Raw genomic sequence first — 21,480 nt, forward strand, 5'->3', positions numbered from 1 at the left:
CTCCCGCACCGACCACCATCCTGGGGCCATCGTGACTACCGTCGGGGCGTCGCACGACGCCACCGCACCACCCGCGCTCGACCGCGGCGACCGCGCCGTGATCGCGGTGCTGCTCGTGGCGACGTTCGTCGTCATCCTCAACGAGACCATCATGGGCGTGGCACTGCCCGTGCTGCTGTCCGAGCTGAACGTGACCGCGCCCGTCGGCCAGTGGCTCACGGCCGGTTTCCTGCTGACCATGGCCGTCGTGATCCCGGTCACCGGCTACCTCATCCAGCAGGTGCCGACCCGGGTGCTCTACGGCGTCGCGATGAGCCTGTTCAGCGCCGGCACGCTCGTCGCCGCCCTCGCGCCCGGGTTCCCGGTGCTGCTCGCGGGCCGGGTCGTGCAGGCGTGCGGCACCGCGATCATGCTGCCGCTGCTGATGACCTCGGTGATGACGCTCGTGCCGCCCGCCCGGCGTGGCGCGATCATGGGCAACATCTCGATCGTGATCTCGGTGGCGCCGGCCATCGGTCCGACGGTGTCGGGCGTCGTGCTCGACCTGTTCGGCTGGCGCGCGATGTTCTGGGTGGTGCTGCCGATCTCGCTGGCCGTGCTGGTGCTGGGCGTGCGCCGGGTGACGCGGGTCGGGGAGGCCGTCAGCGCGCCGATCGACGTGCTGTCGGTGGTGCTCGCGGCCGTCGGTTTCGGCGCGCTGGTGTACGGCCTGTCCGGGTTCGGGCAGGGCGGTTCGGGCGTGACGCCGTGGGTGTCGCTCGTGGTCGGGTTGGTGGGCGTGACGGTGTTCGTGCTGCGGCAGCTGGGCCTCCAGCGCGCGGACCGGGCGCTGCTGGACCTGCGAGCGTTCACCTCGCGGACGTTCACCCTGGCCAGCGCGTTGATGATGCTGATGATGGGCCTGCTGCTGGGCGTGTCCACGATCCTGCCCATCTACCTGCAAACGGTGCTGCGCCTGGAACCCCTGTCCACCGGCCTGCTGCTGCTCCCGGGCGGCCTGCTGATGGGCCTGCTGGCCCCGCTGGTCGGCCGCCTGTACGACAGGCTGGGTCCGCGGGTGCTGCTGGTCGTCGGCACGACGGCGACTTCGGCGTCGCTGTGGTTCGCCACGACGTTCGACGCGGAAACCCCGACCACGTTCGTGCTGATCTTCCACCTGCTGCTGAGCCTGGGCTTGGCCTTCGCCTTCACCCCCCTGTTCACCGCGGGCCTGGGCTCGCTACCGGCCCGCCTGTACTCCCACGGCAGCGCCATCTTCAGCACCACCCAACAACTGGCGGCCGCGGCCGGCGTAGCCCTGCTGGTGAGCGTCATGAGCGCCACCGCGGGCACCACGAACCCGGAGGACGTGGCGGCCCAGATGACAGGCATGCACGCCTCCTTCCTCCTGGCCGCCGTCCTCTCCCTGGCCGCGGTGGCGTGCGCCTTCACGGTAAGGGGAGAAACCCCACCCACCTCCTGACCACCCACGACCTCGCCACCCGGCGAGGTGCCGGGTGGGCGGCCTCGCCACCCACTCCGCGCCTCGCCGGCGGGCCGACCACGCCGGCGCCGCCCTCGAAAACCCGCGCGGCCAGTTTGGGGAACAGCGCGAACGGCATGGTGAACAGCGCCACGCACACGTCGATCAGCAGCAACCCGGCGACGACCCCGGTTGCGCGCCACGAACCTCACACCCTCCACAATGGACTGAGCGGGGTTCTCGTCCACCTCGCCGGTCGGCGGCACGCTCCTGCGCGGACGTGTCCCCGCACGCACGCACGCCCCACGTGGGCTGGCGAGGACACACCAACGGAATCCGGCAACGGCCGCACGTCGGCACGCCCTGGCTCGACCTCCCCGGTCGATGATTCCCCGGCAGGAGGTGGCCTTCTCGGCGGCACCGACACCACGCTGAACACCGTGACCAACTGCGCCAAGCCCAGCGCCCGTCTCCTCCGACAGGCGCCCACGGCGGAAAAGCAGGCCGTTCGGCTCCCTCCTGCCGGGACCGCCGGACCAGGCGGGCCGAGGTCAGCAGTCCTGGCCTGGGGCTTCCAGTGCCCCGGACAGGGGTAGTCCCGACTCCAGGCGGGTGCCGGTGCGGGGTACTGGGCGGAGGCTGATCAGGCTGCCTAGGAAGAGGTCCAGGTGGGCGGCCTCCGGGCGGAGCAGTGCGGTCGGGGCGCATCCGACCAGCAGGCGGAAGTCGCGGTTGAGGTGGGACTGGTCGGCGTAGCCGCACAGGTGCGCGACGGCCGGCAGGGGCGGCGGGGCGCGGCCGGTGATGAGCCGGATCGCGCGGTGGCAGCGGGCGATCCTCCCGACCGTCTTCGGCGGCAGGCCGATCTCGCGGTGGAAGCGGGTGCTCAGGTGTTGTCGGCTCAGGCCCGTGTGGCGGGTCAGGTCGTGGACCGTGAGGTTCGCGGTCGTCGTGGTCAGGCTGCGCCAGCTGGCGTCGAACGGCCTGGCGAGTCCCGGGCCGTCCGTGATCCACTCCGCCAACCGGTGGTCCAGGATGCGGAACCGGAGGTCCCAGTCGCGGGCTTCCGACAGCTCCTCCGCGAGACGGCGCGCGCGGTGGCCGAAGAGGTCGAAGAACCCCGCGCTGGTGTTCGAGAGTTCCCGCAGCGGCATGCGGAACAGGGCGCGCGCGCCCAGTGGGGTCAGCTCGACGACGACCCCCTGTTCGCGGCCCTCGACCTCGTAGACCATCGGCCGGTTCGACAAACCCGCGACCGGCGAGACCAGGGCGAGCGGCGATCCCTCCACCGGACGCCGAATCGGGGTGTCCAGGTCGATGACCAGCACCACCGAGTTCAGCGCCGCCAGGCTGCGCCGCTGCGGCACACCGCTCGTCCGGCGGTAGGCGAGGTAGAAGCTGACCCAGCGCGCCAGTCGGCGGTCGGGTACCCGCGTCCGCCAGAAATCCCCGTCGCCATCGGACCCCGTGCGCTCCCCCATCACGATCCCCCGTTCCGACGATCCCCCGATCGTCGTGCTTCCCACCGGCGTCATGCGCCGTCCAGGATGACGGCCGGGTCCGGGCAGGGCACGCCGAACCGGACGACCTGACATTTTTCCAATCCAGGAACAGACCCCGTCACTACCGTGCAAGTCGTAGCGGGCGACCGGTTCCAGGGCTCCACCGGTCACCGCGGCTGCCTCGAAGGTTCGCCCGCCGGCAGGTCTGCGGGCCACGCGGGTGTCACGCGATCCCAGCCGAACGCGGGAGGTCGATTCGGCATCGGCCCCCGTCCGATCAACGGAGTTCCCCGTGCCCCACCGCCTGTCCACCGCCGTCGCCGGTGCCGCCGCGCTGACGGTCCTGCTCACCGTCTCGACCGCCCTCCCGGCGTCCGCGAGACCGACCCCGGCCGACCTGTCGCCCGACTCCGTCAACCTCTACTACAACCGCCTGCCGTGCGACCCGGCCGACCCCATCCCGGCGGACGCGCAACTCGCCGCCCAGCTCAACCCCCGGTTGAACGGCACGCTGCGGGGACACCTGGACGCCTACCGGATCTCGTGCGCCCGCGTGGTCGTGCAGACGGTGGCGGGCCGCGGCCTCAACGAACGCGCCGCCGCGATCGCGGTCGTCACGACGATCGTGGAAAGCACGATCGAGAACCTCGACAGCGGCGACCGGGACAGCGTCGGCCTGTTCCAGCAGCGCGCCAACTGGGGCACCTTCGACCAGCGCACCAACCCGGTCCACGCGACCACCAGCTTCGTGAACCGCATGATCGCCCTGTACCCGGACGGGTCGTGGAACGACCGACCGATCGGCGAGGTCTGCCAACGCGTCCAGGCGTCGGCCTTCCCCGACCGGTACGGCGTGCAGGCGTCCGACGGAATCACCATCGCACGGGCATTGCCGACCGTGATCGCCCCTTCCGGCTCGTCGTTGTCGGGTGACGGTCGAGCGGAGATCGTCAACGTCGAGGCCGACGGCACCGTCCGCGCGTGGCGCAACGTGCTCGGTTTCGAAACAACCCCGTGGGGCGGCGACTCGAAGATCGTCGGCACCGGATTCACCGACCCCGCACGACTCCACTTCGCCTGACACCCACCGACTGACGGGAATCCGGAGTGAACACCACATCGAAACGCCGCCCGAGAGCGGTCGTGACCCTCATCGCCGCCGTGGCGACGCTGTTCGGGTCGGCTTCACCGGCGATGGCCGCGCCACCGACCCCGGTCTTCGGCCCGCAGATCGAGGGGTACGCCCCCTACCAGGGACAGACGACCTGCGACCCGACGCCGAAGCCGGGCGTCGTCGACTTCCGCGATCTCCTGAAGGCGACGTACGGACGCAACGACCTGGGCATCTCCCGGGCCTGCTCGACCGGGGGGACGAGCGAGCACAAGGAAGGACGGGCGCTGGACTACCCGTTCGACGCCACCGACGCGGGGCAGGCCGCGCAGGCGACCGACGTGCTGAACTGGCTGCTGGCCACCGACCAGTACGGCAACACCCACGCGCTCGTCCGGCGCCTCGGCATCATGTACGTCATCTGGAACCGCCGGATCTGGCAGGCGGATCGCGCCGCCTCCGGGTGGCAGCCCTACACCGGCGCCGACCCGCACACCAACCACATTCACTTCAGCTTCGGCTGGGCCGGCGCCCGGAAGGAGACCACGTGGTGGACCGGCGCCCGGGCACCCGGCTCGTCGTTGTCCGGTGACAGCCGGGCGGAGATCGTCAACGTCGAGGCCGACGGCACGGTTCGCGCGTGGCGCAACGTCCTCGGTTTCGACACGCTGCCCTGGGGCGGCGACTCGAAAATCATCGCCACCGGATTTGACCCCACACGCCTCCACTTCCCCGACCTCGACGGAGACGGCAAATCCGACATCGCCACCGTGGAAGGCGACGGCACCGTCCGCGCGTGGCACAACGTCCTCGGCTTCGAAACAACCCCGTGGGGCGGCGACTCGAAGGTGATCGGCACGGGCTTCGACCCGGCACGGCTCCGCTTCGCCGACCTCGACGGGGACCGCAAGTCGGACATCGTCGCGGTGGAAGGCGACGGCACGGTTCGCGCGTGGCGCAACGTCCTGGGCTTCGAAACGATGCCCTGGGGCGGCGACTCGAAAATCATCGCCACCGGATTCGACCCGACACGCCTCCGCTTCGCCGACCTCGACGGCGACCGCAAGGCCGACATCACCGCCGTCGAGGCCGACGGCACCATTCGCGCCTGGCGCAACGTCCTCGGTTTCGACACCCTGCCCTGGGGCGGCGACTCGAAAATCATCGCCACCGGATTCGACCCGACACGCCTCCGCTTCGCCGACTTCGACGGCGACGGCAAATCCGACATCGTCGCGGTAGAGCCCGACGGCACCGTCCGCGCGTGGCACAACGTCCTCGGCTTCGAAACAACCCCGTGGGGCGGCGACTCGAAGATCGTCGGCACCGGGTTCACCGACCCCGCACGACTCCACTTCGCCTGACCCGGGGGAGGTCGCGACCGGCCGCGGTGGAGCGGGGGCCGTGCTTCGAGCGGCTGGACACCGGCGACGGCCGGCGGCTCCACATCGGCCGGCTCGGCCTGGTCCCGGACGACGGCGTGCTCACACCACGGTCACCACGCCCTCCGCCGAGACCACCAGCCCGCCCCGGCGCCGGCCGCGCAGCCACGACACGGCGTCGCCGCCCAGCGCGTAGCCGGCGGTGGCGTCGATGTCGGCCCAGGTCAACGAATCCGCGACGACGGTCACCGAGGCGAGCCCGACGGGCGGGCGGCCGGTGCGGGCGTCCACCAGGTGCGCGCCCCGGTGCGCGGTGCCCGACGTGGCGACCGCGCCGGTGAACAACGGCACCACGGCGACGATCCGCGACGGGTCACGCGGGTCCTCCACCCCGACCCGCCACGGTGGGGCGTCGGGGTGGAGGGTCCGGCACGTGACGTCACCGCCGGCGGACAGGCAGAAGTCGGTGGCGGGCAACGCGCGCAGGTGCCGCGCGGCCCGTTCCACCGCCCAGCCCTTCACCACCCCGCTCGGGTCGAGCCCCGGCCGGCGGATCGAGAAGGCGCCGCCGGACTCGCGCTCGGCCCGCGCGCCGAGTTCCAGCACCTCGGCCACCTCGGGCGGGCAGTCGACGTCCTCGCCGCGGCCGAGCCTGGACACCGCGGAGTCCGGGCGGTAGGTGCTGAACACCCGGTCCACCTCGTGGAGTTCGGTCATGACGCGCCGCCACGCGGTGCGCCCCTCGCCGTCCGCGGCGTGCCGACCGCGCAGCACCAGGCTGACCGGGAACCCCATGACGTGCTCGACGTACCTCACAGCCCCGCCTGGTCGAGCGCGCTCTGCAACGACCGCGTGTACCCGTCACTGGTGACGGTGGCGCCGCTGACCACGTCGATGTCGGCGTTCTGCGCGGCCAGCGCCTCCCGCACCAGGATCGGCAGCGCGCGGGCGTTGATGTCGCGGTCCTTGGGGTTCTCGTCCGGGTACACGACCACCTGCACGTCGGTGACCTTGCCGCCGTCCACGGTGATCCGCACCTGGACCGGTCCCCACCGGGTGTCCGCCGAGGCACCGGTGAAGACCTGGCCGGCGCCGGCCGCGGCGGGACCCTGCACGACCACGCCGGACGTGGACAGCGCGCCGGAGGTGGACGTGTGGTAGCCGAACAGCAGCACGAGGGCGGTGATCGTGCCCAGCACGAACATCACGATGCGCGTCATCCCGTCACCACCGGAAGTTCTCGAGGTGGACGCGCGAAGCGGGCACACCGGCCGCCTCCGCGCTGCGGCGCACCGACGCGGCCCAGTCCTGCGGGCCGCACACGTACACGTCGTGCTCGGCGATGTCCGGCACCAACGCCCGCAACGCCGTCACGTCGTCCCACGGCGGCCCACCCTCGCCCAACCACGAGTCCGGCCCGCGCCGACGCCCGCCCAGCGGCACGACCCGCAGCCCGCGCTCGCGCGCCAGCACGTCGAACTCCGCGGCGAACAGCGGCCGGTCGGTGAACCGGTGCAGCACCACCGCCTCCCCCGGCGCGTACGCCAAACCCTCCGCCAGCGCGCGCAGCGGCGTGATCCCCACCCCGGCGCCCACCAGGGCGACCTTCCGCCGCGACCGCGCCCGCCCGGTCAACCGCCCGAACGGCCCTTCGAACAGCACCCGCGTGCCGGGGACGAGCGACGCCGTGCGCCCGCTGTTGTCGCCGAGTTCCTTGACCGTGATGCGCAGTCCGCGACCGGTGGGCGCGGCGGACAGCGAGTAGGGGTTGCCCCGGGTCCACCCCGGCCGACCCAGGAACCGCCAGCCGAGGAACTGGCCGGCCTGCACGGGCAGCCGGTCCAACGCCCGCCCGCCGAGGTGCACCGAGTACACCCGGTCCCCTTCCGGCACCACGGCCACCACCCGCAACCGGTGCCGCAGGTTCCGCCACACGGGCACACCGACGCGCCACCAGAGGACCACGGCCGCGACCAGTCCCCACACGACCCACCACACCGCGGTGATCACCGGCGAGGCCAGGAACTCCTGCCCGGTCCACAGCTGGTGCGGCAACGCCAACCCCACCCCCAGGTAGGCGTAGAGGTGCAGCAGGTGCCACGACTCGTACCTGATCTTCCGGCGCGCGGCCTTCACGCTGGTCACCGCCGACAACACCAGGCACACCGTCCCGGCCACCGCGAGCAGCACGCCGGGGTAGTCCGTCGTCAGCGACCAGAAGGCGGCGGGCACACCGACCACCGACCCCGCCGCGTACCCCCACGTGATCAGCACCAGGTGGGCGATCACCAGGTTGAACGAGGTGAACCCCGTCAACCGGTGCAACCGCGCCAACTCGTCCTGCCCGAACGCCCGTTCCAGCACCGGCACCCGCGCCATGCCCACCACCTGCGCCAGCAGCAGCACGGAACCGAGCAGCCCGGTCAACCGGCCGACGGACCGCAACCCGGACTCCCACCCGCCGAGGTCCGCGACCCCACCGCCGGCGGCCCACCGGAAAGCCACCAGCGCCAAACCGGCACCCAGGACGGCAGCCGCCGCGACCCTCGTACCGGCGTCGAACCTCGTTCTGTCGGATGTCACTCCGCCACTGTCAGGTGCCGTGCTGAGCGCACGTTCGGAGGAACCTGTGAGCCGGCTGTGCGCTCACGGTGGTGCCGATTGCCCCGAGAGAGTGGTGTTCGGTCCCGGCCTGGACAGAACGGCTGTCCGTGACGGCGTGGAGGGTGAACGGTGACGACGGCGCGTGGGATGTGATGGGTGATGGTGGAGCGAGGTGGTCGTGACCAGCACGAGGACGTGTCCGCGCGCGAGTTGTGCGTGCCCGCGCGATGTCCGGGACTGCCGGGTCCCGGAGTTGTCGGACACGTGGTTCGCGGAGTTCCACCGGGCGCACCGGGTGAGCTTCCTGAAGTACCTGGCGCTGCGCGGGTTGGCCCGTCATGACGCCGAGGACGTCGTGAGCGAGGCGTTCGTGGTCCTGTACCGGGCCCGGGAGGCGGTGCGGGGCGCGCGGTCGCCGGAGGCGTTCGCGTTCAAGGTCCTGCGCGACTCGCTCGTGGACTTCCGGCGCAAGCGGGCGCGGCTGCCCGTGCCGATGGCGGAGGAGGTCGAGGGGTGGACCGCGCCCGACGACGTCGCCGGTCTCGTGGCGCGGCTGGACTTCCAGCGGATGCTCGGGAGGTTGACCCCTCGGCAGGCCGAGTGCCTGGAACTGTCCGTGCTGCTGGAGTACGACGTCGGGAAGATCGGCCGGTACCTGGGGATCAGCCCGTCCGCCGTCCACTCGCACCTGTCCGACGCGCGACGACGACTCGAGGAACTCGGCGAGCACGGGGAGGAGGAGCGGTGAACCTGGACGAGACGATGCGCCGCGTCGCGGCGGACCTGAACGCGCAATACGCCGACTACGACCTGGCCGCCGCGCAGGAGGACCTGGAGAACCGCCTCCGCGCCGCCGAGCCGGCCGCCGAACGCCCGCACCGCGCGCACACCGCCGTGCCACCGAGGGCCGAGCCCGCCGAGGTGGTGGCGCACGCGGAGGCGAGGGACCTCCTGGTGGCCGTGGCGGTCGACCTGACCGAGGACCCGTTGGCACAGGCACGGGGTTGGGGCCCGCTCCTGCCCACCACGGCCGCCGACCCGCCGCCGACCCAGGACTGGTGGGTACTCGCGTCCTGCCGCGACGAGGACGAGGAGCGGCTGTTCGTCCGCGGCGCGGAGCAGCGCAGGGCGAAGCTCGTCTGCCTCGGCTGCCCGGTGCGCACCGAGTGCCTGGCCGAGGCACTGGACAACCGGATCGAGTACGGCGTGTGGGGCGGCATGACCGAGCGGGAGCGACGCGCACTGCGCCGCCGCAGGCCGGACGTCCGGTCCTGGCGGGAACTCCTCGAACGCGCCCGACGCGAACACGGCACCGACGACGCGGCGGCGGGGTGAGCACGATGCCCACCACACCCGCCCGCCGCCCGGAACCACCGGGCCTGCTCGGCTACGTCCTGTCCGACGACCGCCGCACCCGCAACGCGCTGCTGCTCCTGCGCTGGACCCTCGCCGGTGCCGTGTCGGCACTGGCCGTCCTCGCCGCCGCGGTCGTGCTCCTCGCCACCCACACCCCGGACGGGGCGTGGCTGTACGGCGGGATGTCCGGCCTGACCGCGGGCGGCACAGCCTGGTACACCCACCGCCGGCGCACCCGACGTCCTCGCCGGGACTCCCCGCCCCAGCGGAGCTCGACCCGGTGACACGGTCGTTCTCCGCGGCGGACAGCGGCCGTGTCCGGTGCTTCGAGGAGGCGGGCGGGGTACGGGACGCCGGGCCGCCTCAACCACGACCGCTCCGATCACCAGTCGGTTCTCCCGGTATGACGAACGTGGCGACAAGTCGTGCGCCGCGGTGGGCGGGGTGCCGGGTGGCGTGGAGGGTTCCGCCGTGGGAGAGGGCGATGCGGCGGGCGATGGGCAGGCCGAGACCGGTGCCGCCGGTGTCACGGGTTCGGGAGTGGTCGAGCCGGGTGAAGCGGTCGAAGACGCGGTCGCGGTCATCCGGTGGGATGCCGGGGCCGTCGTCGAGGACTTCCAGGACCGCCTGGTCCTCGGTGGTGGTCAGCCGGACCTCGACGGTGGTGGTGGCGTGGCGGTCGGCGTTGTCCAGCAGGTTGGCCAGGAGGCGTTCGAGCAGGACGTGACTTCCGGGTACCGGTACGGCGTGGTCGGGCAACGCGGTGGTCAGGAGGTGCCCGCCGCGGCGGCGGGCCACGTGCTCGGCCACCAGCGCGGTCAGGTCGACGGTGTCGGTGTGGCCCGCAGGGGCCGTGGCGTGGTCGAGGCGGGCGAGCAGCAGCAGGTCGGTGGCCAGGTGTTGCAGGCGTTCGGTGTCCGCGAGCGCGGCGTCGACCACGACGGGCCAGTCGGTGAGGCCCGGGTGGGCGGTGGCGATCTCCAGTTCGGCGCGCAGCGCGGTGATCGGGCTGCGCAGTTCGTGGGAGGCGTCGGCGACGAAGCGGCGGTTGTCCTCGACCGCGGTCTCCAGTCGGTCCAGGGTGCTGTTCACCGTGGTGACCAGCGCGGCGATCTCGTTGCGCGCGCGAGGCACTGGGACTCGGCGGGCGAGGTCGTGGGCGGTGATGTCGGCCATCTCGCGTCGAATCGACTCCACGGGCCGCAGCACCCGTCCCACCGCGACCCACACCACGACGCCGATCAGGAGCAGCAGACCCGTGGCACCGCCGGCCAGCAGCAACACCTGGTGGTTCAGCGTGCGCTGCACCTGCATGAGCCGATCGCGGCGCATCGCCGCGTCCGCCGCCACCTCGGCCTCCGTGGGGACGACGTACGGGGCGACCGGAGGATTGCCTTGCAGGCTCGACAGGGGAAACAGGTGGGATGGAGACCCGGTGTCGGGGACCATTCGGAACTCGATGTCCTCGGATCTGGTGAAGGGCCACGGCGACAGTTCCGGGACGAAGGCGAGCGAGAGGTACGAGGCGCGCACCTCGGTCAACCTGTCCGCCGGCGTCACCCGCCCACCGCTCGTTTCCTCGATCCCGGCCTGATCCAGGCGCACTTCGCTGCCTTGGGGACTGCACTCGTCCACCCGGATCTTCTCCGGGCTTTCCTCGGTGGCCCAAGCCGGCACGAAGTACTCCTCCACGCACACGCCGGTGTCGACCAACGGTGCCTTGTCGAACCGCATCGCCTGGTTCCTGAGGAACTCCACCGCCAGCGCCGCCCCGGCCACGACCGGCACGGCGACCAGCAGGACGGCGATCACGGTCACGCGACCTCGAAGCCCGCGTGACCGACGTGTCCGCGTCATCCTCGGCCCCGGTTCCTCGTGTCGACCCGGTACCCGTGGCCGCGCACGGTGGTGATGGTGCTTCGCCGGAACGGGAGGTCGACCTTGCGGCGCAACGCGCTGATGTAGACCTCGACCAGGTTCGCGTCGAGCTCACGGGCCTCGTCCCAGACACCGGCGATGATCTCCGCCTTGGTCACCACCCGGTCGCCGTGGCGAAGGAGGAATTGCAGCACGGCGAACTCCTTGGTGGTCAACGTGATCGGCACGTCGCCGCGCCGGCAGGTCCGCTCGGCCGGGTCCAACTCCAGGTCGTCGACGCGCAGCACCACCGGCCGAGGGGACCAGCCCCGGCGCGCCAGCGCCCGCAACCTCGCCACCAGCACCAGGTAGGAGAACGGTTTGGTCAGGTAGTCGTCCGCACCCGTGTCCAACCCCTCCGCCTCGTCGTGTTCGCCGTCCTTGGCCGTGAGCATCAGGATCGGCGTCCACACCTCGGCGGCGCGCAACTCCGCGCACACCCGATAACCGTTCAATCCCGGCAACATCACGTCCAACACGATCACGTCATAAGAGTGCCCACTCGCCCGCCACAGGCCGTCCCGGCCGTTGTATTCCACCTCGACCACAAAATTCTCCGCGACGAGTCCACGGGTGAGCAGTCCGGCCAGCCGACGATCGTCCTCCACCACCAGAACGCGCATGGGCCCACTATGCACGGTTCCGGCAGGTGCCCTGAAGACCCCTTCAGGCTGACTCAGGCGGACTTCAGGATTGGCGCGGTGAAATAGCTCCGGCGATTTCGCACAGAGTCATCCGGGGCGGCGCCGAGGATCGCGTACCCGATCGCATCGGACCTCACCGGGCTCGGGGCGGACGAGGTCGGACGATCCGACTCGGAGTCCTCGACGGCACGCTCCCGCGGAGTCACGAGCACAGGGGGGAAGCTCTGTTGCACGCCTTGTTGCGCCATGAGGTCGCACCCGCCCGGGAGCGGTTCGACCACTGGCGGGAACCGACCGCCGGGACGTTCACCCGGATCGACGAAACCGACGCCGAGCACTTCGAGATCGCGGTGCGGACGTGGGAACTCGGCGCCCTCTCGCTGTCCTCCATGACCTTCAGACCACGCCGGGTCCTGGCGCGTCCGGTACCGCTCCGCCTGTGCCAGGGGGAATTGCCCCCGATGGGCGGACGGCAGCCGACGCGCACCGGGCGGACCACCGAACTCCCGGCGGGAGGCCTCGTCCTCTCCGACGGCGCCCGGCCTCTGCACGCGGTCGTCACCTCGGTCCACCGCGCGGTGGACCTCGTCCGGTTGCAGTTCCCGGAAGGGCTGCTACCCCTGGCCGCGGACAGCGCGCACCGACTCGCCGGCAGGACGTTGTCCTGTCGCACGGGGATCGGCACGCACCTGGCGGACTTCCTCGTGCACCTCGCGGACGGCACCGGCCGACCCTGTCCCGCCGACGCCGTGCGCCTGGGGAAGGTCGTCCTGGAACTGCTGGCCGGCGTGGTGGACCACGCACTGCGCGAGGGAGGACCACCGTCGACCCGGTCACCTCGGCACGCGCTGATGGTGCGCGTCCAGGACTTCATCGAGCGACACCTGGGCGACGCCGGCCTGTCACCCGGAACCGTCGCGGCGGCCCACCACATCTCCGTGAGCCACCTCTACCGACTTTTCCGGGACCAGGACCTGACGGTGGCCGAGTGGATCAGGAAGCGCCGGTTGGAGAACTGCCGCCGTGAACTGGCGGATCGGGGATCGGGCGGGCACCCGATCCACGTGATCGCGGCCCGCTGGGGTTTCGCGGACAACGCTCATTTCAGCCGCACATTTCGCGCCGCGTACGGCCTGCCGCCCAGTGACTATCGGAGGCTCGTCACGAGTATTCCACCGGGCCGGCAAACAACGGCTGACAAGGACCGACAACAGGCTGACAAGAACGGTCAACGACTTCCCACGATCCGACTGCCAAGCTGAAACAGGAAGACAGCCCAACAGAACGGAGTAGATGATGCGAGTCGACCGTGTGGTCAAAAGCGCGCTGGCGGCCGGGGCACTAGTCCTCGGCATCGCAACCCCGGCACTGGCGACGGTCGTCAACGTCGGTGGCGGCACCTGGGACTACGGCGTGGACTCCGCCCGCGTGTGGTCGAACTACTACCACGGCAGCAAGTGCCACGGTTCCTCCGTGGTCGGGGCGTACTACGACTCGAGCGGCGACACCCGGGCCGGCATCACCGCCCGCGCGAGCGCGCCCGCGAAGGGGTCCGGCAACAAGTCCTACTACCGGGCGAGCTGCTGAGCGGACACCGACTCCCAACGCCCGGATGATCACGGCAGCCGGGGAAGCAGCTGTGCCGCGACCCCGGCTGCCCGTCGTGGATCCACCATCACATTCCGGTACATCTCCCCGATCGATCGGTGATCACATGCCGTACCGAGGTGCCAGGTTCGCCCACGTCGTCGTCCTCGTCTTCTCGGCGGTGCTGGCTTTCGCACTCGTGCGCGGACTGGACGAAGACGTGGTGCTCGGCCACTCCGCCCTTGTCCGGATATCGGATTCCGACCGCTCGGCGAGCGGTGCCCAGGTCGCGCGCGCGATCGAGTCGTTCGCCGCCGAGCAGCACATCGCGGTGGCTCGCGAACTGCCCGATCTGAACGATCCGTACCACCGCAGACACCTCTACCTCGCCGTCGGCGATCCGGCTTCGGTCGCCGCGTCGTGGCTGACGGAGGGCTATCCGTCGTTCGACCGGAGCCGCCACACGGAAGTCCACCCGATCGCCGAGGTCGGCCAACGCGACCCTCGCGGTTACTACTACGTGTTCGGTCCCGGTCAAGCCGGTGGCGCACTGCTTTCCAGGTTCGCCGAGCTCGGCCTGACCGGGGAGGTCAGCCGCCCTCTCTCCGTCGCCGGAGTGATCGGGTCCCACCAGGGTGGTGCGCTGTGGTGGTCTCTCGTGCTGATCGCCGTCGCCCTGATCGCCTCGACGGGCGCCGGGGTGCTCCTGAACACCAAGGCCCACGGAGTAGCGCGCCTTCACGGCAGGTCGTCCACCTGGATGCCGACGCGCGAACTCCGCCGGCTCGCACCGTTCCGGGTGATCGCGGTGGTCACGGTGGCCGCGACCGCCGGAACACTCCTCTACGCGCTCAACGGCCTGGCCTGGTGGGGTCTCTACGCCGCGGCGGCCGGGATGATCTCCGGCGCGCTGACCTTGGTGGTGGTGACGACCCACGCGGTCTCGACCGCGGTGACCTCGATCCGCGGTCTGCTGCCCGCACTCGCGGGCGAGCTGCCGATCCGACCGGCGATCACGGGCGCCTACCTGGTGCGCGGCCCCGCGCTGGTGCTCGCCCTCGGCATCGCCACGAACGTCGCGTCGACGGGCCAGGACGTGTCGAGCCGCCGGGAAAGCCTCGCCGCCTACGCCGCGGTCGGCGACAGCACCGCCATCCTGCTCAACGGCAGCCTGGGTCGCGATCCGGTGGACATGGAGGCGCGGGTCGGGCAATGGCTGCGCAGAGCCGACGCCGACGGGAGGGTCATCGTCGCCGGCCGCCGTGAACTCCAGTGGCTCACGGCCGGCTCGGACCTCCCCCGAGGTGCCGTGCTCGTCGTCAACGACGCCTTTCTCGCCGCACAACCGGTCGTGGACCCCACCGGCCACCGCCACAACCCCGTGTCGAGGCAAGGCGAGTTGCGGGTCATCGTCCCCGAGGGGTTGAGCCGCCACGCGTCGACCATCGCCGCCGCGGTGCCCGCGTTGCTGAGCCCGCGCGACCCGGGGCGAATCCGGCCCGAGGAGGTGACGACGCTCGGGTCCCGGAGCGGGCAGACCGTGTTCAGCTACAACCCGGGTAGTCAAACCCCCGGCGCCGGTGCCCGTCCGGGCCAGGACCGATCGTCGGTGCGCGATCCGGTGTTGGTCGTCGTGCCGAGCGGGTCGACCTATCTGACCGACAACGCCTACACCGCGTTCGCCACCTCGGGAGGGATCGTCTTCCCGGACCCCGACGACGTGCGGGAAGGCATCAGGACGAACGGGTTGCAGGACTACGTGGCCGCGCTGCGACCGGTGGGGCAGAACGCGGCTGTGGAGTTGCGCGACGCGGTCGCCGGCTTCCGAAACCAGGTGGTCAACCTCGCGATGGCCCTGGCGGTGCTGCTGATGACCGGTGTCGGCGTGTGCGTCGTCCACACCCGCACGAACGCCCAGGCGATCTTCGTCAAGCATCTCGCCGGGTGGAGGTTCCTCGCCGTGCACCGGTCGTTGGTCGCCGTCGAGGCACTGTTCGTCGGCACGCTCGCGGTGGTCGGCCTATCGGGCACGGACGAAGGAACCCGAGGCAGCGCGCTGGAACTCGGTCCCGCGGTGGCCCTTGTGGCAGCCGAGGTGGGCACGGTGCTCGTGGCGCTCGCGATCCTCCACCGCCGCGTCGTCGCGACTCGGGCAGCCGCCGGGTGAGTGGCACGACCGCTTCCTCCCACAGACAGGAGAATTGTCGTGATCGTCGTCGACGGGTTGTCGAAGTCGTTCGACACCCGAACCCTGTGGTCTGCTCTCTCCTTCTCCGTCCGGGGCGGCGAGATGCTCGCCCTGGTCGGCCCCAGCGGATCAGGGAAGTCCACCCTGCTGCACTGCCTCGGCCTCCTCGACAAGCCCGACTCCGGGAGCATCCGCCACCTGGGCGCGGACATCACCCGGTTCGGCCGGCGCCGAGCCCGACTGTTCCGTCGTGATGTCCTCGGGTACCTGTTCCAGAACTACGCGCTCATCGACAACGCCACGGTCGCGGCCAACCTGGAGATCGTCGTCGGACCTCGGCGCACGTCCGGCGGTGTCAAGGGCACCGCTGTCACCGAAGCCCTCGACCGCGTGGGTCTGACCGGGCGGGAGAAGGAAGTGGTGCACCGGCTCAGCGGCGGTGAGCAACAGCGCGTCGCACTCGCCCGACTTCTGGTCAAGCAGCCCGCGGTGGTGCTGGCCGACGAGCCGACCGGCGCGTTGGACCTCGCCAACACCACGCTGGTGCTCGACGTCCTGCGCGGGATGAGCGACTCGGGCAGCGCGGTGGTCGTCGCGACGCACGACGACCACGTCCGCGACCGCTGTGACTCCGTGCTCGTGCTGGGCGGATCCGCCGACCGGGGCCACCCGATCGCGGTGCAGGCTCACAGGTGAGCGTCCGCGCCGTCCTCCCGACCGGAATCGACCGGGGTGAGCAGGACGATCGGGATCTCGCGGTCGGTTTTCTGCGCGAATTCGGCGTACAGCGGGAAGATTCCCACCATCAGGGGCCAGAGGGCGTCGCGTTCGGTCGGGGACGCGGTGCGGGCGTGGGCGGTGAAGCGGTGGGGGCCTGCCTGTACTCCCGCGGTCGGGGTCGACTCGAGGTTCTTGAACCACGCCGGGTTCTCGTCGGCGCCGCCGTTCGAGGCGGCGACGACGAAGTCGTCCCCCGACGTGGCGTAGATCAGGCAGGTGCGGCGGGGGTCGCCGGTCCTGCGGCCGGTCGTGGCGAGCACGAGGGTGTGCACGCCGTCCGACTCGTGTCCCTCGAGGCCGCCCGAGGCCAGGTAGGTCCGGGTCTGCTCGGCGACCCAGTCCCACTTCGAGTCGGTGGCGCGGTCGAGGTCTTCTGCGGTCGCCATGACGGCGGTCCTTTCCGGTGCGGGTGGTCGGTGCGCGGGGCGTCGGTCAGCGGAGTTCCTCGACCAGGCCGACGATGACGCCGGCGGGGCCGCGGACGTAGCAGTACCGGCAGTAGTCCTCGTACTGCGCCAGTTCGCCCACCAGCTCGGCGCCGTGCCCGCGCAACCGGTCGAGGACGTCCTCGACCGCGTCGACCACGAACGTGAGCCGGGGGATGCCCGGCGTGTTCACCGGCTCCCACGGCGCGCGGCCGGTCGCCGCCGGCCGGTGGAACGTCGACAGCTCGACCCGGCTCCGCCCGTCCGGCGTCCGCACGAACGCGATGTCCGACCGCACACCCTCGAGCCCCACGAGCTGGTCCACCCACGCGCCCTCGACCGTGGCCTCACCCTCGACCTCCAGGCCGAGTTCCACGAAGAACGCGACCGCCGCCGCGAGGTCCTCCACCACGAAACCGACGTGGTCCATCCGGCGCACCGCCATGACTGCCTCCTGTGTCGCACGGCCTCTCGTGGCCGTTCCTACCCGGGGACGGAGCCGGCGGCACGTTCTCGACATCCGCGGCACCCGCGAATCCACCGAATCGGCCACGGCGACCGGGTGGCGCTCAGTCCAGGCAGAACTCGTTGCCCTCGACGTCCCGCATCGCGAGGCACGACTCGTTGTAGCCGTCGGCGCGCAGCAGTTCCACCCGCGACGCGCCGAGGGCGATCAGGCGGGCGCACTCGGCCTCCAGGGCGGCCACGCGTTCGTCGGCCACCAGGCCCGTGCCGACTCGGACGTCGAGGTGTACGCGGTTCTTGACGACCTTGCCCTCCGGGACGCGCTGGAAGAACAACCGCGGCCCCACGCCCGTGGGGTCCGCGCAGGCGAACGCGGCGCCCTGGCGCTCGGGGGGCAGCGAGCGGTCGAACTCGCTCCACGAGTCGAAGCCCTTCGGTGCCGGCGGCACGACGTACCCGAGCACCGCGCACCAGAAACGGGCGACGCGCTCGGGTTCCGCGCAGTCGAACGTGACCTGGACCTGCCTGACCGACGCCATGGGCCCACCGTAGGGCACCCGCCGACGGCCACGACACCGGAATACCCGGCGGGCACCGTGCCGCGTGGACGGTTCACGCCGCGGGTGGCGTGGTGGTCAGGGGGTGCACGCGGGCGAGGAGTTCGGCGAGGAACGGGTCAGGTCGGGTGAGGAGTGACAGGTGGCCCACGTCGGGCAGGCGCACGAATTCCTTCGTGGGCGCGTCGACGGCGGCGAGGTACTCCTCGGCGAGCGACGGCGGGGTGTACAGGTCCGTGTCGCCGTGCAGGAGGAAGACGGGCACCTCGAAGCGGGTGCCGAGGGTTTCCGGGGTGCAGGACATCGTCCCGGCGAACAGGAGTGGCGGGAGGAAGAGGGCGCCCAGGGCGCTGCGGCGGACGTCGGCGAGGGTGTACGCGGGCCAGGACAGGACGGCGGCGAAGGCCTCGCGCCGCCAGGACCGGTGTTCCGGATCGGTCGCCATGCTCCACCGGATCTTGGTGATCCAGGTTCGGGCGTCGGGGTACGGCGGCACGAGCTTTTCCAGTGCCCTCAACGCTTTCCGGTTCCCCGCCGCGCGCGCCCGGTCGACGGCCATCCGGTGCGTGAGGGGTTCGTTGCGGGCCATGTCGGTGATCTGCCCGGTGCCGACGTAGGCGTGCAGCAGGTCGGGGCGGCGGCGGGCCATGGTGACGCCGACGATGCTGCCCTGGGAGTGGCCGACGAGGACGACCTTGTCCTGGCCCAGGTGCCGGCAGGCGAACTCGGCGACCTCGACGCCGTCGTCGGCGAGCCGGTCGAACGTCCACGTCCCGTACCCCGCCTTGCCGTTGCGGCCGCGGGTTCGGCCGACGTCGCGGCGGTCCCACAGGACGACGGTGAAGTGCTGTTCCCAGGCTCGCAGGGACGGGGTGAACGGCTCCGTCGTCAGGCCCGAGCCGGCGAGGACCAGCAGGATCGGGTTGGTCCGGTCCACGCCGCGGATCTGGATCCACTGGTCGACGCCGCCGATCCGGACGTAGCGGGACTCGGCGATGCCGGTGGACGTGTCGAGGGTCAGGGTGCGGGCGACGCGGTGTTGGCGTAATCGGCGGTAGGCCAGGGCGGCGAGCGCGACGAGCACGGCCGCGCCTCCGAGGACGACTGCGATCATGATCTTCTCCTCTGCGGGATCGACCACTCGGTATCGACAGGTAGAAAGTGACATGTCGAGATCTACCTGTCAACATCGACCTGTAGGCTGACGGGGACCGCAACCGGGAAGGCTGCCGATGTCGTTGCGCCACGCGCTGCTGGGACTGCTCGCGGAGGAGCCGGCCAGCGGCTACGACCTGACCGGGAAGTTCGCGCGCGCGTTGCAGCGCTACGCGTGGCACGCCAAGCACAACCAGATCTACCCGGAGCTCACCCGGCTCGCCGGCGAAGGACTGGTCGCGGTGGTCGCCGAGGGCGCGCGGGGCAGACGCACCTACGCGATCACCGACACCGGCCGCGCCGAGCTGCGGAACTGGATGCTCCACCCGCCGGACGTGTTCGTCGTGCGCAACGAGTTCGTGCTGCGGATGTTCCTGCTGTCCACATTGGACCCCGACGAGGCGCGGGCCCTGCTGCGCCCGGTCGCCGAGGAGAGCGCGCGGGAACTGGCGACCCTGCGCGAGTCGATCGACCGGGCCGACGCCACCGCCCCGCCCACCGCAGCGCCCGAGCTGAGCCGGCTGGTCGCCGAGTACGGTCTGCGCTCCTTCCAGACCATGCACGACTGGGCGCTGTGGGCGTTGGACCGCATCGACCAGGCCGACGGCCGCCGGGAGCCCTGAGCCTCAGTCGACCCGGTGGGCGGCGGCGCCGTTGTGCAGGTAGCGGGCGCGGCCGCGGGGGTCGGAGCCGACCAGGGACAGGACCTGGTGACCGTCGGACTTCCGCGGTTCGGTGGTGATGATCGAGTTCTCGCCGAGGCGCACGACCTCGACCCGGTCCTCCGTGCCGCCGAGGAAGGACTCGGCGAGGGCGTTGCGGGCGCGGCGGACGAGGAAGGCCCGACCGCCCTCGGTGCCGAGAGTGGTGTCGTACAAGGTGGAGCGGTAGGTGCCGCACACGCGGTCGGCGTCGATCGCGGTCGGGTTCGGCGGTGGCACGGGCAGCGGGGCCGTGTCCACGCCGGCCAGGTCGGCCAGGGCGGCGCTGAAGATCTCGTGGGCCAGCGGCTCGCCGCCCGCGCTGTTGGTCAGCACGGTCACCGCCACGCCCGCCGCCGGCGCCACGCGCAGGAAGGCCTTCTGCCCCTTGGAAACGCCGGTGTGGCCGACGACGCCGTCCTGGTGCAGCATCCACCCCAGTCCCCACCCCGTGACGCCGCCGCCGAAGTCCGGGACGTGGTCGACCTGGGGTTCGCGCAGCGCGGCCAGGGTGTGGTCGGTGAGGTGCAGGCGGACGAACTCCAGCAGCTCGCGGGCGCTGATCGACAGGTGCGAGCCGGTGGGCGCGGCGTAGTACGACACCGCCCACTCCCCCACCGGCACGACCTCCGCGCCGCCGCGGACGTGGCCGACCGCGGCGCGGTGCAGGATCGCCTCGTTGGCGTCGGTGGCGACGGTGCGCAGGCCGAGGGGTGCCGCCAGGCGTTCGCGCAGCACGTCGTGGAACGGCTTGGCGCGCAACACCTCCACCAGCCTGCCCAGCACCACGTACCCGCTGTTGGAGTAGGAGAGGACGGCGCCGGGTGGGAAGGGGTGGTGCGCGTCGGCGAGGGTGGCGACGAACTTCGCGATCGCGTCGGCGTTGCGGCCGGTGTCGGTGAAGTGGTTGCCGTCGATCCCGCCGGTGTGGGTGAGCAGGTGCCGGGTGGTCAGGGACTCGGTGGCGGCCGGGTCGCCGAGTCGGAAACCGGGCAGGTGGTCGCGCACCGGGCGGTCGAGGTCGAGCAGTCCGTCCTCGACCAGTTGCGCGATCAGGGTGGCCGTCCAGATCTTGGTGATCGAACCGATCCTGAACACCGAATCGGTCGTCGCCTCGACCCGGGTGTGCAGGCTCAGCACACCCGCGGCCTCGTCCCGGATCTCCCCGTCGGCCAGCACCGCGACCTGCGCCCCCGGCACCTCGTACTTCGCGAGCAGCTCGCCCAGATCCCACCCCATGCCGCCAGGCTAGCGGCGGGCGCGGATCGGCCTACCCTGGCGGGGGTGATCGACATCGGTTCACGGGCGCGCGGACTGCCGGCGCCTCCGCACGTCGTCTGGCGGTCGCTCGTGGAGCCGCGTCGACCGGGAACCCGACCGTGGCTGACCCTGCTGCCCGACGAGGTCGACCCCGCGGTCGTGGCGGCGGAGGAGCACCACCACGTGGTGTGGTCGTCGTTGTGGCCGAACCGGCCCGACGTCCGGGTGCACTTCGCGCTGACGGCCACCGAGGACGGCGGGACCTCGTTGAGGTTCACCCTGCTGTCACCGGTCGAGCCGGACGCGAGCGCGACCGGACACCTCCGGCGGCGGCTCAACCGGCTGCTGTTCGCCGACCTCCGCTTCTCCTACGGCCAGTGAACG

General features: G+C 71.5%; 23 protein-coding genes. 12 read left to right on the plus strand and 11 right to left on the minus strand.

Features of this window, described 5'->3' with window-relative positions:
• The first annotated feature begins 31 nt into the window (after positions 1-31).
• A complete protein-coding gene (locus AB0G50_RS11485; protein ID WP_360105519.1) occupies positions 32-1,462 on the plus strand; it encodes a DHA2 family efflux MFS transporter permease subunit in 1,431 nt (476 codons plus the stop codon).
• Between the two features lie 551 nt (positions 1,463-2,013).
• On the opposite strand, the gene AB0G50_RS11490 is transcribed toward AB0G50_RS11485, so the two are convergent.
• Positions 2,014-2,943, minus strand: a complete 930-nt coding sequence (locus AB0G50_RS11490; RefSeq protein WP_360105522.1) for a helix-turn-helix domain-containing protein — start codon at positions 2,941-2,943, stop codon at positions 2,014-2,016.
• A 313-nt stretch (positions 2,944-3,256) separates the two neighbouring features.
• On the opposite strand from AB0G50_RS11490, the gene AB0G50_RS11495 reads away from it, so the two are divergent.
• Both AB0G50_RS11495 and AB0G50_RS11500 read left to right on the plus strand, forming a co-directional pair.
• Positions 3,257-4,045 (plus strand): hypothetical protein, encoded by a 789-nt coding sequence (locus AB0G50_RS11495; RefSeq protein ID WP_360105525.1) that lies wholly within the window; start codon positions 3,257-3,259, stop codon positions 4,043-4,045.
• A 62-nt stretch (positions 4,046-4,107) separates the two neighbouring features.
• Complete coding sequence (locus AB0G50_RS11500) at positions 4,108-5,439, plus strand: WD40 repeat domain-containing protein (protein WP_360105528.1); 1,332 nt, start codon at positions 4,108-4,110, stop codon at positions 5,437-5,439.
• A gap of 120 nt (positions 5,440-5,559) precedes the next feature.
• On the opposite strand, the gene AB0G50_RS11505 is transcribed toward AB0G50_RS11500, so the two are convergent.
• Genes AB0G50_RS11505 through AB0G50_RS11515 form a run of 3 tightly spaced genes read right to left on the minus strand, consistent with a single transcriptional unit; the run spans position 5,560 to position 8,040 of the window.
• Complete coding sequence (locus AB0G50_RS11505; protein WP_360105531.1) at positions 5,560-6,273, minus strand: FAD:protein FMN transferase; 714 nt, start codon at positions 6,271-6,273, stop codon at positions 5,560-5,562.
• On the minus strand, positions 6,270-6,677 hold the full coding sequence (locus AB0G50_RS11510; RefSeq protein WP_360105534.1) for an FMN-binding protein: 408 nt from the start codon (positions 6,675-6,677) through the stop codon (positions 6,270-6,272). Before AB0G50_RS11510 ends, AB0G50_RS11505 begins: the two co-directional genes overlap by 4 nt.
• 4 nt (positions 6,678-6,681) lie before the next feature.
• Positions 6,682-8,040, minus strand: a complete 1,359-nt coding sequence (locus tag AB0G50_RS11515; protein ID WP_360105537.1) for a ferredoxin reductase family protein — start codon at positions 8,038-8,040, stop codon at positions 6,682-6,684.
• Between the two features lie 274 nt (positions 8,041-8,314).
• Between AB0G50_RS11515 and AB0G50_RS11520 the strand changes: the two genes are divergently transcribed.
• The 3 genes from AB0G50_RS11520 to AB0G50_RS11530 all read left to right on the plus strand — a co-directional run bounded on the left by AB0G50_RS11520 (position 8,315) and on the right by AB0G50_RS11530 (position 9,701).
• Positions 8,315-8,809, plus strand: coding sequence for a sigma-70 family RNA polymerase sigma factor (locus AB0G50_RS11520; RefSeq protein WP_360105540.1), 495 nt, complete (start codon positions 8,315-8,317; stop codon positions 8,807-8,809).
• Positions 8,810-9,078: 269 nt separating this feature from the next.
• A complete protein-coding gene (locus AB0G50_RS11525; protein WP_360105733.1) occupies positions 9,079-9,396 on the plus strand; it encodes a WhiB family transcriptional regulator in 318 nt (105 codons plus the stop codon).
• Between the two features lie 5 nt (positions 9,397-9,401).
• Positions 9,402-9,701: a hypothetical protein gene (locus AB0G50_RS11530; RefSeq protein WP_360105543.1), complete on the plus strand. Its 300-nt coding sequence runs from the start codon at positions 9,402-9,404 to the stop codon at positions 9,699-9,701.
• Between the two features lie 79 nt (positions 9,702-9,780).
• Here AB0G50_RS11530 and AB0G50_RS11535 read toward each other — a convergent pair whose 3' ends face one another.
• Both AB0G50_RS11535 and AB0G50_RS11540 read right to left on the minus strand, forming a co-directional pair.
• On the minus strand, positions 9,781-11,235 hold the full coding sequence (locus tag AB0G50_RS11535) for a HAMP domain-containing sensor histidine kinase (protein WP_360105546.1): 1,455 nt from the start codon (positions 11,233-11,235) through the stop codon (positions 9,781-9,783).
• A gap of 35 nt (positions 11,236-11,270) precedes the next feature.
• On the minus strand, positions 11,271-11,957 hold the full coding sequence (locus AB0G50_RS11540; protein ID WP_360105549.1) for a response regulator transcription factor: 687 nt from the start codon (positions 11,955-11,957) through the stop codon (positions 11,271-11,273).
• Positions 11,958-12,205: 248 nt separating this feature from the next.
• Here AB0G50_RS11540 and AB0G50_RS11545 point away from each other — a divergent pair, with 248 nt between their 5' ends.
• The 4 genes from AB0G50_RS11545 to AB0G50_RS11560 are packed head-to-tail and all read left to right on the plus strand — an operon-like array spanning position 12,206 to position 16,449.
• The gene (locus AB0G50_RS11545; RefSeq protein WP_360105552.1) at positions 12,206-13,240 is read left to right on the plus strand and encodes a helix-turn-helix domain-containing protein; all 1,035 of its coding nucleotides are present in this window, start codon (positions 12,206-12,208) and stop codon (positions 13,238-13,240) included.
• Positions 13,241-13,274: 34 nt separating this feature from the next.
• Positions 13,275-13,565, plus strand: coding sequence for a lactococcin 972 family bacteriocin (locus tag AB0G50_RS11550; RefSeq protein WP_360105554.1), 291 nt, complete (start codon positions 13,275-13,277; stop codon positions 13,563-13,565).
• A 25-nt stretch (positions 13,566-13,590) separates the two neighbouring features.
• Positions 13,591-15,732 carry a hypothetical protein gene (locus AB0G50_RS11555; RefSeq protein WP_360105557.1) on the plus strand — a complete coding sequence of 714 codons (2,142 nt, stop codon included), beginning with the start codon at positions 13,591-13,593 and terminating at the stop codon, positions 15,730-15,732.
• 39 nt (positions 15,733-15,771) lie between these two features.
• The gene (locus AB0G50_RS11560; protein WP_360105560.1) at positions 15,772-16,449 is read left to right on the plus strand and encodes an ATP-binding cassette domain-containing protein; all 678 of its coding nucleotides are present in this window, start codon (positions 15,772-15,774) and stop codon (positions 16,447-16,449) included.
• On the opposite strand, the gene AB0G50_RS11565 is transcribed toward AB0G50_RS11560, so the two are convergent.
• The 4 genes from AB0G50_RS11565 to AB0G50_RS11580 form a co-directional block, all read right to left on the minus strand.
• Positions 16,440-16,919, minus strand: a complete 480-nt coding sequence (locus tag AB0G50_RS11565) for a nitroreductase family deazaflavin-dependent oxidoreductase (RefSeq protein ID WP_360105563.1) — start codon at positions 16,917-16,919, stop codon at positions 16,440-16,442. The genes AB0G50_RS11560 and AB0G50_RS11565 overlap by 10 nt on opposite strands.
• 46 nt (positions 16,920-16,965) lie before the next feature.
• Positions 16,966-17,403, minus strand: coding sequence for a VOC family protein (locus AB0G50_RS11570; protein WP_360105567.1), 438 nt, complete (start codon positions 17,401-17,403; stop codon positions 16,966-16,968).
• Between the two features lie 124 nt (positions 17,404-17,527).
• Positions 17,528-17,962, minus strand: a complete 435-nt coding sequence (locus AB0G50_RS11575; protein WP_360105570.1) for a VOC family protein — start codon at positions 17,960-17,962, stop codon at positions 17,528-17,530.
• Between the two features lie 73 nt (positions 17,963-18,035).
• Entirely contained in the window at positions 18,036-19,094 is a 1,059-nt protein-coding gene (locus AB0G50_RS11580; protein WP_360105571.1) for an alpha/beta hydrolase, read from the minus strand.
• A gap of 118 nt (positions 19,095-19,212) precedes the next feature.
• Between AB0G50_RS11580 and AB0G50_RS11585 the strand changes: the two genes are divergently transcribed.
• Entirely contained in the window at positions 19,213-19,758 is a 546-nt protein-coding gene (locus AB0G50_RS11585; RefSeq protein ID WP_360105574.1) for a PadR family transcriptional regulator, read from the plus strand.
• A gap of 3 nt (positions 19,759-19,761) precedes the next feature.
• Here AB0G50_RS11585 and AB0G50_RS11590 read toward each other — a convergent pair whose 3' ends face one another.
• The gene (locus AB0G50_RS11590; protein ID WP_360105576.1) at positions 19,762-21,075 is read right to left on the minus strand and encodes a serine hydrolase domain-containing protein; all 1,314 of its coding nucleotides are present in this window, start codon (positions 21,073-21,075) and stop codon (positions 19,762-19,764) included.
• A gap of 45 nt (positions 21,076-21,120) precedes the next feature.
• On the opposite strand from AB0G50_RS11590, the gene AB0G50_RS11595 reads away from it, so the two are divergent.
• Positions 21,121-21,477 (plus strand): hypothetical protein, encoded by a 357-nt coding sequence (locus AB0G50_RS11595; RefSeq protein WP_360105579.1) that lies wholly within the window; start codon positions 21,121-21,123, stop codon positions 21,475-21,477.
• Positions 21,478-21,480: the final 3 nt, after the last annotated feature.

Source organism: Actinosynnema sp. NPDC020468, assembly GCF_040642015.1.
Taxonomy (GTDB): Bacteria; Actinomycetota; Actinomycetes; order Mycobacteriales; family Pseudonocardiaceae; genus Actinosynnema.

What these genes read in the sequence shown, in the direction of transcription:
- AB0G50_RS11490 (WP_360105522.1), bottom strand. Translation starts at nt 2,943, where the DNA reads ATGGGGGAGCGCACGGGGTCCGATGGCGACGGGGATTTCTGGCGGACG.
- AB0G50_RS11510 (WP_360105534.1), bottom strand. Translation starts at nt 6,677, where the DNA reads ATGACGCGCATCGTGATGTTCGTGCTGGGCACGATCACCGCCCTCGTG.
- AB0G50_RS11530 (WP_360105543.1), top strand. Translation starts at nt 9,402, where the DNA reads ATGCCCACCACACCCGCCCGCCGCCCGGAACCACCGGGCCTGCTCGGC.
- AB0G50_RS11540 (WP_360105549.1), bottom strand. Translation starts at nt 11,957, where the DNA reads ATGCGCGTTCTGGTGGTGGAGGACGATCGTCGGCTGGCCGGACTGCTC.
- AB0G50_RS11550 (WP_360105554.1), top strand. Translation starts at nt 13,275, where the DNA reads ATGCGAGTCGACCGTGTGGTCAAAAGCGCGCTGGCGGCCGGGGCACTA.
- AB0G50_RS11555 (WP_360105557.1), top strand. Translation starts at nt 13,591, where the DNA reads ATGATCACGGCAGCCGGGGAAGCAGCTGTGCCGCGACCCCGGCTGCCC.
- AB0G50_RS11565 (WP_360105563.1), bottom strand. Translation starts at nt 16,919, where the DNA reads ATGGCGACCGCAGAAGACCTCGACCGCGCCACCGACTCGAAGTGGGAC.
- AB0G50_RS11570 (WP_360105567.1), bottom strand. Translation starts at nt 17,403, where the DNA reads ATGGCGGTGCGCCGGATGGACCACGTCGGTTTCGTGGTGGAGGACCTC.
- AB0G50_RS11575 (WP_360105570.1), bottom strand. Translation starts at nt 17,962, where the DNA reads ATGGCGTCGGTCAGGCAGGTCCAGGTCACGTTCGACTGCGCGGAACCC.
- AB0G50_RS11580 (WP_360105571.1), bottom strand. Translation starts at nt 19,094, where the DNA reads ATGATCGCAGTCGTCCTCGGAGGCGCGGCCGTGCTCGTCGCGCTCGCC.
- AB0G50_RS11585 (WP_360105574.1), top strand. Translation starts at nt 19,213, where the DNA reads ATGTCGTTGCGCCACGCGCTGCTGGGACTGCTCGCGGAGGAGCCGGCC.
- AB0G50_RS11590 (WP_360105576.1), bottom strand. Translation starts at nt 21,075, where the DNA reads ATGGGGTGGGATCTGGGCGAGCTGCTCGCGAAGTACGAGGTGCCGGGG.